The sequence below is a fragment of the Agromyces sp. GQ35 genome (assembly GCF_059758475.1).
The window spans coordinates 1,516,223-1,531,168 of sequence record NZ_JCAXEO010000001.1; the positions used below are offsets into that span (position 1 = coordinate 1,516,223).

Here is a 14,946-nt window from a genome sequence, read left to right on the forward strand (position 1 = left end):
GGGTCAGGCGCTGCGCACGCGACGGGTCGTCTCGCGTTCGACGATCGACGTCGGATGCACGACGACGCGCCGTTCCAGCACGCCCTCCCGATGTTGCAGGCGCGAGACGAGCAATTCGGCCACTGTCTCTGCCCTGGCCTCATTCGAGGGCTCCACGGTGGTCAGGCGCGGCACGGTGTACTGGCTGGCGGTCGTATTGTCGAACCCCACCACCTGCACGTCTTCGGGAACGCGCAGCCCGGCGTCTGCCAGTGCTCGGAGCGCGCCGATGGCGAGGCCATCGGTGAAGGCGAAGACCGCATCGAACCGCCGCCCTGACGCGATCAGGGCGCGGATGCTGCCGTGCCCGCCTTCGGCGTTGAACGACGACGGGAGCACGAGGGCCGGGTCGAATTCGCTGTCGATCTCGGCGTGCGCCTCGGCGTAGCCGCGGGTGCGGAGACCCGGCATGGACTCCTCAGCGTCGTGCACGCCGCCGAGGGCGACGATCGAGCGCGCTCCGGTGCGCAGCAGCAGCCCGGTCGCGAGCCGGGCGCCGCCCTCGTTGTCCATGAGCACGTGGTCGAATCGGCTCGACAGGGCGCGCTCGCCGAGGAGCACGACGGGCTTGTCGATGCTGATGCGATCGAAGTCGGGGGTATCACCGGCGGCGAGCGCGAGCACGAATCCGTCGTACGAATCGAGGTGCGACGACGCGAGCGACTCGACCTCGGCGCGCACGGCACCGCCGGTGTTCTCGGTCACGAGTCGCAGCCCGCGCTCGGCGAATCGGTCGTTCAGGGCCTGCGCGAGCGCGCCGTAGTACTCCGAGTCGAACGTCGGGATGGCGAGTCCGACCATGCCGGTGCGGCCACGCCGAAGCGAGCGCGCCGACTGGTTGAGGCGGTACCCGAGCTGGGCGATGGATTCGATCACCCGCACACGCGTCTCGTCGCCGACGCGCGCCGAGCGCCCGTTGACCACGTTCGACACGGTCTGCGGCGATACGCCCGCGTGCCGAGCCACGTCCTGCATGGTGACGTTCATGCGGTCGTGACCGGGCATGCCCCCATCCTCCCACTCGCCTGGCGCTGACCGCGCAGAAGCTCGGAGATCGAGGCGACCGAAGCGGGCGCTCGTGGCATGAGCAGGAGCACGAGCGACTCGGACGGTCTTGCCACCGCCGGAATGTTCGCGGTAACATCCGAAAGCCGTTCGGGAGTTTATCGATCCACTCCAGTACCGAATCCGGCCCGTTCGCAATCGAAGGAGATCGCAGATGAGCACGCGTGCAGTGTTGGTTCGGCGGGTCGTCTCGCTCGTCACCGCCGGTCTGTTGGTCGGCGTCGGCCTCGCCGCGACCGCCGGTGCCGCGCAGGCCGCCGACGACTGGAACCCGGAGTCGTCGTACACCTCGACCGACACGGGCGACGGCACGTACACGGTTCCACTGCTCAACGCCGACGTTCCCGACGTGAGCGTCGAGCGCGTCCCGGCATCGCAGAACGACGAAGGCCGCGACATCTACTACATGATCAGCACCACGATGCAGCTCAGTCCGGGCGCACCGATCATGAAGTCGTACGACCTCGTCAACTGGGAGATCGTGAACTACGCGTTCGACCGCCTCGCCATCGGTGATGCCGCCTCCTTGCGAAACGGCTCGAACTCGTACGGGCAGGGGCAGTGGGCGTCGTCGCTCCGCTTCCACGACGGCACCTTCTACGTGCTCATCAATTCACTGAACCTGGGCGGCGCGTACATCTATCGCACCGACGACATCGAGAACGGGGCGTGGACGAGGGCGGCACTCGGCCGAAGCCTGCACGATCCTTCGCTGTTCTTCGACGACGCCGACGGCGGAACGCCGTACATTATCTACGGCGGCGTCAGCGCCGTGCGGCTGAACCCGGCGCTGACCGCGATCGAGCAGGACTTTCCGAACTTCATCCAGCGCGGCGACTACGCGAGCCAGCCGTACGTCGGCAGCACCGGGCTCTTCGAGGGCGCCCAGGCGTTCTTCATCGACGGCTACTACTACGTGGTGATGATCACCTGGCCGAGCAGCGGTCGACAGGTCGCGATGTTCCGCTCGACCGAGCTGCTCGGGCGCCTCGCGGCGACACCGGCGCCCTACGAGTCCCGCGGCGTGCTGAACTCGAACGGATTCGCGCAGGGCAGCCTCGTGCCCATCTCGAATGACGCGGGCGCTGATGACTGGTACGGCTTCTTCTTCCGCGACACGTTTCCGATCGGCAGAATTCCGGCACTGATCCCGGCGACCTGGAGCGACGGGTGGCCGACCTTCGGCGAAAACGGCGTCGTGCCGGTGGACGGCGTCTTCGCGAAGCCGATCGAGCTCGCTCCTGCGCAGGAGCGGTTCGAGCGGCTCAAGGGCATCGTCGCGTCCGACGACTTCGACAACGATGCACCGCATCGCGCCTACCAGGACGAGCAGTGGACGCTGCCGACGGCACCCGACCTCGACGAGACGCTGATCGGCGTCGAGCTCTTCGGCAATCCCGGCGTCGAGTCCGGAAGCACCGAGGGCTGGATGGCCAATGACAGCGCGACGCTCTCGACGACCACCGACGCGCACACCGGCTCGACGGCCATCGCCGTCTCCGGGCGGAGCACCACCGGATCGGGCCCGGCGCAGAACGTCACGGGCAAGGTGCAGCACGGCGTCACGTACGACGTCTCGGCATGGGTCAAGTACGAGAATCCTGCGAGCCCGGCGACCAAGCAGTTCCTCATCACGGCCCGCTACGGCGGAGGCAGCACGGTCTTCACCAACCTCTCCCCCGCCACGGCCGTGACCCGCGGGAGCTGGGGCAAGGTGACGGGATCGTTCACGATCCCGTCATCGCAGGCACTCTCCGACGTGCGCATCTTCATCGAGACTCCGTGGACGAGCACGCCGTCGACCGCCCCCGACACCCACCTCATGGACTTCGCGGTCGATGACGTGTCACTCATCGGACGCCCGGCCACCACCGAGCTGCCCCATGCCGACGAGATCGCCCCGAACGGGTCGAACCTCGATCTCGCATGGGAGTGGAACCACACGCCCGACAATCGATACTGGTCGCTCACCGCTCGCGAAGGCTGGTTGCGGATGACGGCCGGCAAGGTCGTGACCGGTGCGTACACGCATCGCGGCTCCGGCGGCGAGCTGACCTGGCTCGAAGAGACTCGGAACACGCTCTCGCAGCGCACGTTCGGACCTCGGCAGTCGGTCGAGACGAAGCTCGACATCTCGGGCATGAACGACGGCGACGTCGCCGGTCTCGCGGCGTACAACCGCGACTTCTCGTACGTCGCGGTCAAGCGCGTGAACGGCGTGAGCTCGGTGGGTGTCGTCCATCGCGGCCAGCCCTTCGCGGCGTCGATCGATCAGTCGGCCGTCGAGAGCTTTCTGCCGGGCCGCTCTGCGGCACTTGGTGACGCCACGGAGGTGCATTTGAAGGCGGACCTCGACTTCGCTCGGACTCCGGGTCAGCTCTTCACGACGTTCTCCTACAGTCTCGACGGGCTCCAGTGGACGACGTTCGGCGACGCCGTCGGGCCGCTCCGGCTCGACGGAGGGCTGACGCACTTCATGGGGCACCGGGTCGGACTGTTCAACTACGCGACCCAGCAGACCGGCGGCCACGTCGACGTCGACCGCTTCCTGCTGAGCGACACGCTGACGGCGCAGAACCAGCCGCTCGACACGAGCGACCTGGCGGCAGCCATCGCCTACGCCGACTCGCTCGACTCGGGGGACTATCCCGCCGACGCATGGGCGACCATGGCCGACACGCTTGCCGAGGCGCGAACGGTGGCAGCAGGGGCGATCGGTACGCAGAACCAGATCGATGCCCCCGAGCGAGCGCTCAGTTATGAACTCGCTCGCCTCGGAACGCTGCAGGCGCCGGCCCCGACCCTCGACGTCGAACTGACGGCCGGCACCCGCTGCGTGGCCGGAAAGGTCGTCGTCACTGTGCGTGCGACCAACGCCGAGGAGGTGCCGATCATGGTCGCCTTCGAGACGCCGTACGGCAGCAAGTCCTTCGCGTCGGTCGCTCCCGGCAAGAACGCGGTGCACGCGTTCACGACCCGCCTCGCGAGCCTGCCCGCGGGAGCCGTATCCGCTGAGTTCTCGGCGACCATCGACGGCGAATCCGTCTCGATGGAGCGCGAGGCGGGGTACCCGGCCCGCGCGTGCAATTGATCTGGGCGGGCGGAGCCGGTCGACCCGGATCCGTACCGCTCGGAACCCGGTCCCGAGGCTGGCCTCGGGACCGGGGATCCAACGTCCCACGACACTAAATCAAGGAGGATTCGTGGAACTGCAACAGGAACGGCGCAGACGCGTGCCGAGGCGGACCCTGGCCGGTCTCGCCCTGGCGGCGCTCATGACCGCATCATTCGCTGCGACGACGACATCGTACGCCGCCGACGAGGAGCTCGTGCTGAACGGCGGCTTCGAGAACGGCACGACCAACTGGATCGTGAACAACGGCAACGGAACCGACGGCGGAACCCTCGCCACGACGACCGATGCCTACTCGGGATCGAGCGCGGCCATCATCACCGGCCGCGCCACCACCGGCTCAGGCCCGATGCAGGACCTGACCGGCAAGGTGGCGGCCGGGCAGACGTACACGCTCAAGGCCAGGATCAAGTACGACAACGCCAACGGGCCCGCGACGAAGCAGTTCTTCGCCACGATGCACTACGGCGGCAGCACCTACACGAACCTCGTCAGCGTCACGGCGACGAAGGGGCAGTGGGCGTACATCAACGGCAGCTTCACGATCCCGACCGGGCAGAGCGTGGCGACCGCCCGTGTCTTCTTCGAGACGCCGTGGACCTCGACGCCGTCGTCAGCACCCGACACGCACCTGATGGACTTCACCCTCGACGACGTCTCGATGGTCGGCGCCCCGCCGCCCCCGCCGCCGTCGAGGACCGTGGAGGTCGAAGGCCGGCTTCCGGGGGACCACAACCCCCTGCTCGGGCACAAGTTCGGGGCCGACGGCTTCGGCTTCGTCGACAAGGGCCGCGTGTACATGTACATGACGAACGACACCCAGGGGTACGCTCCCAACCCGGTCACCGGAGTCTCTCCGCAGATCAACTACGGGGCGATCAACCAGGTGACGCTCATCTCGTCGACCGACATGGTGAACTGGACGGACCACGGTGAGATCCAGGTCGCCGGGCCGAACGGCGTCGCTCCGTTCACGAACAACTCGTGGGCTCCGGGCATGGCAAAGCAGGTCGTCGGCGGCGTGGAGAAGTACTACCTCTACTACGCCAACGGCGGTGGGTCGAGCAACGTGCTCACGGGCACGAGCCCGCTGGGCCCGTGGACGAGCGAGCGCACGAGCACGCTGATCAACAGCAGCACTCCCGGCGCGCAGGGCGTCTCCTGGCTCTTCGACCCCGCGCCGCTGGTCGACGACGACGGCGAGGAGTACCTCTTCTTCGGCGGCGGTCCCGCGTCGACGAGCATGCCGGCCGCTGAGCGCTTCAACAACCCGAAGAACATCCGCGTCATCGAACTCGGCGACGACATGATCTCGACGGAGGGCACCGCTGCCGTCGTCGACGCGCCGGTCGCCTTCGAGGCGGCGCAGGTGTTCAAGCGCGGAGAGAAGTACTACCTCTCGTACTCGTCGCACTTCGGGGGTACCGACTTCGGCGGCAGCCAGACCCCGCTGCCGGGGTACCCGGGCGGCGGCCAGATCGGCTACATGATGTCGGAGGATCCGATGTCGTGGCCGAAAGAGGCGTACGCCGGCGTCATGTTCCCGAACCAGTCCCAGTTCTTCGGATCGGGCACTGGAGGCAACAACCACCAGTCGGTCTTCGAGTACGAAGGCAAGTTCTACTTCACCTATCACGCGCCGACGCTGAACAAGCGCATCAACGGCGACACGACGCAGGGCTATCGAAGCCCGCACATCGAGGAGCTGACGTTCAAGGCCGACGGCACCGTCAACCAGGTCGTCGGCACGTATGCGGGTGTCGATCAGGTGCGGGACTTCGATCCGTTCCGCGTGTTCGAGGGCGAGACCCTCGGCTGGACGAAGGGCGTCGCGACGGCCAAGGTCGATGGTGGATCCTCGGAGTTCGGTGCCTCGGCCCCGAACCTCGTGGTGAAGGACATCGACGCCGGCGACTGGACGGGTCTCTCCTCGGTGGCGTTCGGTGAGAACGGCGCTGCGTCGATCACTGCGAAGGTGAAGCCGCTTCAGGCCGGCGGCGCGATCCAGGTGCGCCTGGACTCGGCTGACGGCCCCGTGGTGGGCACGATCGACGTCGATGGCACGACGGGTGCGTGGACCGAGGTGACTGCCGACCTCGAGGGGGCGACGGGCACCCACGACGTCTATTTCACCTACAGCGGCGCCGCCGGTGACCTGTTCGAGCTCGACACGCTCGAGTTCACCGAAGGCGAGGTGGCTCCGGCGCTCGACGTCGCGGTGACCGCCGGCACACGATGCGTCGCCGGCAAGGCGATCGTGACGGTGCAGGCGACGAACCACGAGGACGTATCGGTCTCGGTCGTCTTCGGGACGTCATTCGGCACCAAGTCGATCGCGTCGCTTGCTCCGGGGAAGAACGCGGTGCACGCGTTCACCACTCGTCAGCCGACCTTGCCGGCCGCCACGGTCGCCGTGACTGCGACTGCGCCCGTGGATGGCGAGCCGCGGACCGTCTCGCTGGATGCGCCGTACGACGCGCGGTCCTGTGGCTGAGTGAACGCGGCGGCCCGCACCTTCACTCGCCCACTCATCGAGTGGGCCGAGTCCGAGGGAGCGGGTCGCCGCGCCCTCGACCGCGTTGCGGACGGCGCGCAGCCGCAGGCTGAGCCGAGCGCGGGCCGGGGCGAATAGGCTGGTGCCCGTCGGTCGGTGTCGGAGGTCGGCGCCGAGCGGCCCGAGCACGATGAGTGTGCAGAGACATCCGCGAGACAGGAGTCGGTCGTGAGTGACGTCGAGACGGGGGAGCGCCCCGAGAAGCTCGGCATCCGCGAGGTTGCCGCGCTCGCCGGCGTCTCGCACATGACCGTCTCGCGCGTGCTCAATGGGCACCCCAACATCCGCCCCGCCACCCGGCAGCGCGTGCTCGACGTCATTCAAGAGCTCGACTTCAAGCCCAACAGCGCAGCGCGCGCGCTCGCGACGCAGCGCACCCAGCGCATCGGCGTCATCGTCGACAGCTCGGTCGAGTTCGGGCCGACCAGCACGCTGCGCGGCATCGAGTTCGCCGCCCGCTCGAGCGGCTACTCGGTGGCATCCGTCGCCCTGCAAGACGACGCCAACCTGACGCCCGAGACGGCGGTGAGCCACTTGATCGCCGAGGGGGTCGATGCGCTGTGCATCGTCGCGCCGCGCTCGTCGTCGGTGTCAGCGCTCCGGCGCATCTCGATCGACGTGCCCGTGCTCGTGGTGAAAGCCGCGAAAGACCCGACGTTCCTCAGCGTCAGCGTCGACCAGCAGCTCGGCACGACGCTCGCCGTCGACCACCTGGTCTCGCTCGGACACCGCGACATCCTGCACCTCGCCGGCCCCCTCGACTGGCTCGATGCGCGTGGTCGCGAGCGCGCGTTCCACACCCGCATCGAGCAGTGGGGCCTGAAGGCGCGGCCGATCGTCGTCGGCGACTGGACCGCCGACTTCGGCTACGACTACGCGTCGAACCTGAAGGGCGTGCCCGAGTACACGGCCATGTTCGTCGCGAACGACGAGATGGCGCTCGGCGTCGTGCACGGCTTCCACGACCGCGGCATCCGGGTACCCGAAGACGTGAGCATCGTCGGCTTCGACGACCTGCCGCTCTCTCGCCACTTCATCCCGCCGCTCACGACCGTGCGGCAAGACTTCCATGCGCTCGGAATCAAGGCCATGGAGGTGTTGCGCGCCGCGCTCGAGGGCCGCGAGATCCCGCAGCGCTCGAAGATCCCGAGCGAGCTCGTCGTCCGCGCATCGACCGCGCCGCCGAGGTCGTCATGACCGAGCGGGATGCCTCGGCGCGGCCGGTCGTCGAGATGACCGGTATCACCGTGGTGATCGAGGGAACACCGGTGCTGCACGGCGTCGACCTGCGCCTGTTCGGCGGCGAGATCCACGCCCTCATGGGCGGCAACGGTGCCGGCAAGTCGTCGATGGTGAAGGCGCTCACCGGCGCGTACCGCATCGATGCCGGCGAAGTGCGCATCGACGGGGAGCCGGTCGCGCTCTCGGGCCCGGCCGCGGCGGAGGCGGCGGGCGTCGCCGCAGCCTTCCAAGACGTCGACCTGTGCGGCAATCTCTCCATTGCCGAGAACGTCATGATCGGTCACGAGGAGCGGCGCTGGTACGGCATCTCGTGGGGAGCAACGCGGCGGCGAGCCGTTGCGGTGCTCGACGAGCTGGGCCTCGGCGACCTCGACCCCAAGCAATCGGTGTCGGCGTTGTCGCCGGCCATCCAGCAGCTCGTCGCCATCGCCCGGGCGCTGGTGACCCAGCCGAAGGTGCTCGTGCTCGATGAGCCAACCTCGAGTCTCGACGCCGATGAGGTGGCCACCCTCTTCCGGGCCCTGCGGCGCCTGCGCGAGCAGGGCGTGGCGATCCTCTTCGTCTCGCACTTCCTCGAACAGGTCTACGCGATCAGCGACCGCATCACGGTGCTGCGCGACGGCCGTGGGCACGGGGAGTACTCGACGAGAGAACTCGACCGTGCCGAACTGATCTCGAAGATGATCGGCAAAGACCTCACCGAGCTGCGCCGCATCGGGTCGGAGCGACGCGCCCACCGCGCCGAGCCCACGGGCGAGCCCGTGTACCGCGCGGTCGGCGTCGGCCGGCGGGGCGACTTCGATGCGACCGACTTCGAGCTGCACCGGGGCGAGGTCGTCGGTCTCGGCGGCCTGCGCGGTTCGGGCCGGAGCGAGTTCGGCCAGCTGCTCGCCGGCGTCGTGCGGGGCGACTCGGGAACGATCCAGATCGACGGCCGCAAGGTCGTGCTGTCGAGCCCGGCGGCTGCGCTGCGCCACCGCATCGCGTTCGCGAGCGAAGACCGGCGCGACGGCGGCATCATCGAGGAGCTGAGCGTGCGCGACAACATCGTGCTCGCCCTGCAGGCGATCCGGGGCTGGGCGCGACCGATCTCGCACGCCGAGCGCGATGCGCTGGTCGAGCGGTTCATGGAGTCGTTCGACATCGTGGCGCCAGGGCCGGATGCGCCGGCGAAGCAGCTTTCCGGCGGGAACCAGCAGAAGGTGCTGCTCGCAAGATGGCTCGCGACGAGACCCCACGTGCTCGTGCTCGACGAGCCGACCCGCGGCGTCGACATCGCGGCGAAGGTCGAGATCCAGGCTCGCGTGGCCGAGATGGCCAGAGACGGCGTCGCCGTGGTGTTCATCTCCTCGGAGCTCGACGAGGTGGTGCGGCTCAGTGACCGCATCGCGATCCTCAAAGACCGCCGCAAGATCGGCGAGGTCAGCAACGGGCCGGGGCTCAGCGTCGACACGATCATCGAGATGATCGCGGCCGCCGACGAAGACGACGCGTAGGGGCGCGCACCAGAACCTCGCGGCCCGTCGCCGTTTCCAGAACGTTATGTTTCCGGGAACAATGGGTGTTGCGCTTCGGAAATTGTTCCCGGTAACATGCTGGAAGCGGCACGCATCGAGCGGAGCTGCAATCACACACAGCCCGCGCGAGTGGGTAGAAGCCGGCAGCAGTGCCGGATCTCAAGGAGGAGATCACATGTCAGTTCAGAGGCGATTCACGAAGATCCTCGGCCTGGCGGCCGTCGGCGCGCTCAGCATCGGCCTCGCCGCGTGCTCGAGCGGCGGCGACAGCGGTTCGGGTGGTGGCGAGGGCGACCTCACCACGGTCGGCTTCGTCGCAGTGGGCCCCGAGGGTGCATGGCGCGAGGCGAACGAGACGAACATCCAGGACACGTTCACGAAGGATGCCGGCTTCGACCTGAAGTACGCGCCGGCCACGAACCTCGACCAGAAGTCGCAGATCGACGCGTTCACATCGTTCGTCGACGAGGGCGTCGACGTCATCCTGCTCTCGGCCACCGAGGCATCCGGCTGGGAGGACTCGCTCGCTCGTGCGCAGGAGGCAGAGATCCCCGTGATCCTGCTCGACCGCGGCATCGAGCCCGAAGACACGAGCCTCTACGTCACCCGCATCGCCCCCGACAACGTCGAGGTCGCCAAGGAGGTCGGCGCCTGGGCTGCAGAGCAGTTCCCCGACGGCGGCAACTACATCACCCTCGAGGGCCCCGCCGGCGTCGGCGTGGTCAACGAACGCAACGAGGGCTGGAACGAGTCGGTCGAGGGCACGAAGCTCGTGCAGGTCGCTGCGCAGACCGCCAACTGGTCGGCCGAAGAGGGCAAGAGCGTCACCGAGACGCTGCTCAAGGCCAACGGCAACAACATCCAGCTGATCTTCGCGCAGAACGACGAGATGGGCCTCGGCGCGGCACAGGCCGTCGAAGAGGCCGGCCTCACGCCGGGCGTCGACGTGAAGATCGCCACGATCGACGGCACGCTCGCCGCCATGGAGGCGCTCGCCGACGGCCAGCTCAGCTACGTGCACGAGTACAACCCGCTGTTCGGTGAGACCGCACTCGAGGTCGTCGAGAAGGCGCTCGCCGGCGATTCGGTCGAGTCGTACATCATCGTGCCGAGCGAGGCGTTCGACTCTGCCGAGGCAGCGCAGGCCGTGCTCGCCGACCGCAAGTACTGACGGTCGCCACGCCGCACTCGCGGCACACGGCAACTGAAGTGCGGGGCCGGCTGCCACAGCGGCCCCGCATCGTCGCCCACAGAACGACCGGCCCGCGTCGACGCGGTCGTCCACAGAACGGCCGGCCCGCATCGAAGCGGTCGGAGCACAGAAATGCGACTGTCATGACTGAAGCACTGCCCCTCATCGAGATGCGCGACATCTCGATCGAATTCCCGGGCGTCAAGGCGCTCGACGGCGTGGACTTCCGCCTCTTCCAGGGCGAGATCCACGCGCTGATGGGCGAGAACGGCGCCGGCAAGTCGACGCTCATCAAGGCGCTCACCGGCGTCTACAAGATCGACGGCGGGTCCATCGTCGTCGCCGGTCAGGAACGCCAGTTCCACGGCACCAGCGACGCGCAGAGCGCCGGCATCTCGACCGTCTACCAAGAGGTCAACCTCGTCACCAACCTCACCATCGGCGAGAACGTGATGCTCGGCCACGAGGTGCGCGGGGCGTTCGGCGTCAACTGGCGAGCCACCCACAAGGCCGCGACGGAAGCCCTCGCGACGCTCGGACTCGAGTACCTCGACACGCACAAGCCGCTGTCGACCCTCTCGATCGCGCTCCAGCAGCTCGTCGCGATCAGCCGAGCGATGGCCGTCAAGGCGAAGGTGCTCATCCTCGACGAGCCGACATCGAGCCTCGACGCGGCCGAGGTCGAGGGACTCTTCCGCGTGATGCGCGTGCTCCGCGACCAGGGCGTCGCGATCCTGTTCGTGTCGCACTTCCTCGATCAGATCTACGCGATCAGCGATCGGCTCACCATCCTGCGCAACGGCCGGTACGAGGGCGAGTACCTCACGCGCGAACTCGACCGCCACCAGCTGATCTCCAAGATGATCGGCAAAGACCTCAGCACGCTCTCGTCGCTCGGCGGCAACCGCCGCGCCGAGGAGCGCGACTACACCGCCGAAGAGCCGCTGCTCTCGGCGAAGGGCATCGGCCGGCGAGGCTCCATCGAGCCCACCGATCTCGACATCCACCGCGGCGAGGTGATCGGCTTCGCCGGCCTGCTCGGCTCGGGTCGCACCGAGCTCGCGCGCCTGCTCTACGGCGCCGACCGCACCGACGAGGGCGAGATCACGCTGCACGGTGCACGCGTCGACATCAAGAGCCCGGCCGACGGCCTCGGCAAGCGCATCGCGTTCTCGACCGAGAACCGCCGCGACGAGGGCATCATCGGCGACCTGACCGTTCGAGAGAACATGATCCTCGCGGTGCAGGCCGAGCGCGGGTGGGCGCGGCCCATCCCACGCAAGGAGCAGGACGAACTCGTCGAGAAGTACATCACCGCGCTCAACGTGCGGCCGGCCGACCCGAATCGGCTGATCAAGAACCTGTCGGGTGGCAACCAGCAGAAGGTGCTGCTCGGCCGCTGGCTCGCGACCACGCCCGAGCTCCTGATCCTCGACGAGCCGACGCGCGGCATCGACGTCGGCGCGAAGGCCGAGATCCAGGAGGCTGTCGCGGCACTCGCCGAAGACGGCGTCTCGGTCGTGTTCATCTCCTCCGAACTCGAGGAGGTCGTGCGCCTGAGCGAGCGCATCATCGTGCTCAAGGACCACCAGAAGATCGGCGAGATCGTGAACGGCCCGACGGTCACCGCGCAGCAGGTCGTCGACATCATTGCGGCACATGGTGTCGAGGCGGCCGCGCACAGTGGCATCATCGATGCCGAAGCAGGTCTGCACCCGAGCGACGGCCGGCAGGCGAGCGCGCATGCGCTCACCGCGGCGAAGGAGGAATCATGAGCACCGATGCTCGATGGTCATGGCTGCGCGAACTCATTCGCAAGCCGTTCTTCTGGGGGCTGATCGCCATCCTCGCGCTGCTCGCGCTGAACGTGCTGAAAGACCCCAACTACCTGGCGATCTCGATCAACCCGGTCAACGGCAACCTCGTCGGCAACGTCGTCGACATCCTGCGGTCCTCGGCGCCGATCCTGATGATCGCGGTCGGCATGTCACTCGTCATCGCGACCGGCGGCATCGACCTCTCGGTCGGCTCGGTGATGGCCGTCTCGGGCGCTGTCGCGATGGTGTTCATGAAAGAGGCGGGGGAGTCGGGCTCGCTCGGCGCCGCGCTCGGCGCGATCGGCCTCGCACTGCTCGTGAGCGCGGTGCTCGGCGCCGTGAACGGCGTACTGGTGGCCTATGTCGGTCTGCAGCCGTTCATCAGCACCCTGATCATGATGCTCGCCGGCCGCGGTATCGCGAAGGTGATCACCGAGGGGCAGAACACCTCGGCCACGAACGACCCGTTCCGCTGGATCGCGAACGGGTTCTTCATCGGCCTGCCCGTCGTCTTCCTCCTCGCGATCGCGATCGTCGTCGTCGTGGGCTTCGTGGTTCGGCGCAGCGCGCTCGGCCTCATGATCGAGGCGATCGGCATCAACCCGAAGGCGAGCCGCATGGCGGGCATCAAGCCGAACGGGCTGCTGCTCACCGTCTACATCCTGAGCGCAGTGCTCGCCGGCATCGCCGGCATCATGTCGGTCGGTACCGTGATGACGGTCGACGTCTCGCGCACCGGCTATCAGATGGAACTCGACGCGATCCTCGCCGTCGTCATCGGCGGCACCTCGCTCGCGGGCGGCAAATTCTCGATCGGCGGCGCGGTCGTCGGCGGCCTGCTCATCGCGACCCTCGACAAGACCATCGTCTTCCTCGGCATCTCCTCGTCGGCCACGCCCGCATTCAAGGCGATCGTGATCGTGGTGCTCTGCCTGCTGCAGTCCGAACGGGTGCGCAGCTGGTTCGTGCAACGTCGCAGGCCCCCGCAGGGGCGAATGACACCGACCACGCCGCCGGTGAAGCAGGAGAACCAGGAGGTGACGGCATGACCGCCGTGCAGACCCCGCGCGCCGACTCGCCCACCGAGGCATCCGCTGTCGCGAAGATCGTGGCCCGGGTGAAGCGGGTCGTCTCATCGAACCCGTCGGTGCTGCCGACCGTCGCGGCCATCGTCATCTTCATCGGCATGGTGATCTACGGCGAAGTGGCCTACGGCCGCATCGTGCAGGCCAACACGCTGTCGAACCTGCTCATCAACAATGCGCACCTCATCATCCTCGCGGTGGCGATGACCTTCGTGATCCTCACGGGCGGCATCGACCTGTCGGTCGGCGCGATCATCGCGCTCTCGAGCGTCGCCGGAGTCATGCTCTCCAATGCCGGCTGGGATCCGCTCGTCGTGATCGTGCTGATGATCCTCATCGGTACGGTGTTCGGGCTGGCCAGCGGCATCCTGATCCAGTACTTCAACGTGCAGCCGTTCATCGCGACGCTCGCGATGATGTTCCTCGGGCGAGGTCTTGCGGCGCTGCTCAGCACCCAGCCCGAGCGACTCTCCGAGGATTCGCCGATCCGCTGGCTCGGCGAGCAGTTCAAGATCGTCGACGGCGAGAAGGTGAACGACGTGGTGGTCACCCCCGGCGTCGTGATCGCGCTCCTCGTGGTGCTCGTCGCGTTCTTCGTGCTGCACCGCACCCGCACCGGCCGCACCGTCTACGCCATCGGCGGCTCCGAGAGCTCGTCGGCCCTCATGGGTCTCGCGGTGCCACGTACGAAGGTGCTCGTCTACGTCATCAGCGGCACGCTCTCGGGCGTCGCCGCCGTGGTCTACACCTCGCGTCTCGGCATCGCGCAGAACATCACCGGCATCGGGTGGGAACTCGACGCGATCGCCGCGACCGTCATCGGCGGCACGCTGCTCACCGGCGGCTACGGCTACGTGCTCGGTTCGGTGATCGGCGCCCTCGTGCTCGGCCTCATGAACGTGCTGATCACCCGCGACGGCGGCATCCCGCCCGAGATGACGACGATCATCACGGGTGGCATCCTCCTGGTGTTCGTGCTGCTGCAGCGCGCGGTGACCTCGAAACGGCATACCTAGCCGCCGGCGTCGGCGTCGGCGAGACGACTGGCGCAGCGAAGGGCCGGATGCCTCGAGGCATCCGGCCCTTCGTCGTTTCTCGAGATGTGGTGCGACGCGTCAGACGGCGTGGGCGTACCGGGCCTGCTCGGGTTCGGCATCTGCCGTTGCGAGTGCTCGGGAGGTCAGGCGATCGTGATCGCGTTCGCGCGGGCAGCTGCACGGAACCGCGAAGCGGTCGCCGTCGTGCGTCACGAACTCGACGTGCTCGGTCGGTTCCTCGTGTTTGCGTCGGTGCCACATGATC

At 67.8% G+C, this 14,946-nt stretch carries 10 protein-coding genes; 8 read left to right on the forward strand and 2 right to left on the reverse strand.

What is annotated here, in order from left to right:
- Nucleotides 1–3: 3 nt before the first annotated feature.
- Nucleotides 4–1,044: a LacI family DNA-binding transcriptional regulator gene (locus tag AC6CH0_RS07075; protein WP_498099140.1), complete on the reverse strand. Its 1,041-nt coding sequence runs from the start codon at nt 1,042–1,044 to the stop codon at nt 4–6.
- A gap of 214 nt (nt 1,045–1,258) precedes the next feature.
- On the opposite strand from AC6CH0_RS07075, the gene AC6CH0_RS07080 reads away from it, so the two are divergent.
- The 8 genes from AC6CH0_RS07080 to AC6CH0_RS07115 all read left to right on the forward strand — a co-directional run bounded on the left by AC6CH0_RS07080 (nt 1,259) and on the right by AC6CH0_RS07115 (nt 14,660).
- Nucleotides 1,259–4,195 carry a beta-xylosidase family glycoside hydrolase gene (locus tag AC6CH0_RS07080; RefSeq protein WP_498099142.1) on the forward strand — a complete coding sequence of 979 codons (2,937 nt, stop codon included), beginning with the start codon at nt 1,259–1,261 and terminating at the stop codon, nt 4,193–4,195.
- 112 nt (nt 4,196–4,307) lie between these two features.
- Complete coding sequence (locus tag AC6CH0_RS07085) at nt 4,308–6,731, forward strand: family 43 glycosylhydrolase (protein WP_498099144.1); 2,424 nt, start codon at nt 4,308–4,310, stop codon at nt 6,729–6,731.
- 228 nt (nt 6,732–6,959) lie between these two features.
- Entirely contained in the window at nt 6,960–7,988 is a 1,029-nt protein-coding gene (locus tag AC6CH0_RS07090) for a LacI family DNA-binding transcriptional regulator (RefSeq protein WP_498099146.1), read from the forward strand.
- On the forward strand, nt 7,985–9,529 hold the full coding sequence (locus tag AC6CH0_RS07095; protein ID WP_498099148.1) for a sugar ABC transporter ATP-binding protein: 1,545 nt from the start codon (nt 7,985–7,987) through the stop codon (nt 9,527–9,529). The genes AC6CH0_RS07090 and AC6CH0_RS07095 overlap by 4 nt, the downstream gene beginning before the upstream one ends.
- 196 nt (nt 9,530–9,725) lie before the next feature.
- A complete protein-coding gene (locus AC6CH0_RS07100) occupies nt 9,726–10,721 on the forward strand; it encodes an ABC transporter substrate-binding protein (protein WP_498099150.1) in 996 nt (331 codons plus the stop codon).
- Between the two features lie 164 nt (nt 10,722–10,885).
- Nucleotides 10,886–12,517, forward strand: a complete 1,632-nt coding sequence (locus tag AC6CH0_RS07105) for a sugar ABC transporter ATP-binding protein (RefSeq protein ID WP_498099152.1) — start codon at nt 10,886–10,888, stop codon at nt 12,515–12,517.
- Complete coding sequence (locus AC6CH0_RS07110; protein WP_498099154.1) at nt 12,514–13,608, forward strand: ABC transporter permease; 1,095 nt, start codon at nt 12,514–12,516, stop codon at nt 13,606–13,608. The genes AC6CH0_RS07105 and AC6CH0_RS07110 overlap by 4 nt, the downstream gene beginning before the upstream one ends.
- Nucleotides 13,605–14,660, forward strand: coding sequence for an ABC transporter permease (locus AC6CH0_RS07115; RefSeq protein ID WP_498099156.1), 1,056 nt, complete (start codon nt 13,605–13,607; stop codon nt 14,658–14,660). Before AC6CH0_RS07110 ends, AC6CH0_RS07115 begins: the two co-directional genes overlap by 4 nt.
- Before the next feature lie 99 nt (nt 14,661–14,759).
- Here AC6CH0_RS07115 and AC6CH0_RS07120 read toward each other — a convergent pair whose 3' ends face one another.
- Nucleotides 14,760–14,942 carry a hypothetical protein gene (locus tag AC6CH0_RS07120; RefSeq protein WP_498099158.1) on the reverse strand — a complete coding sequence of 61 codons (183 nt, stop codon included), beginning with the start codon at nt 14,940–14,942 and terminating at the stop codon, nt 14,760–14,762.
- Nucleotides 14,943–14,946: the final 4 nt, after the last annotated feature.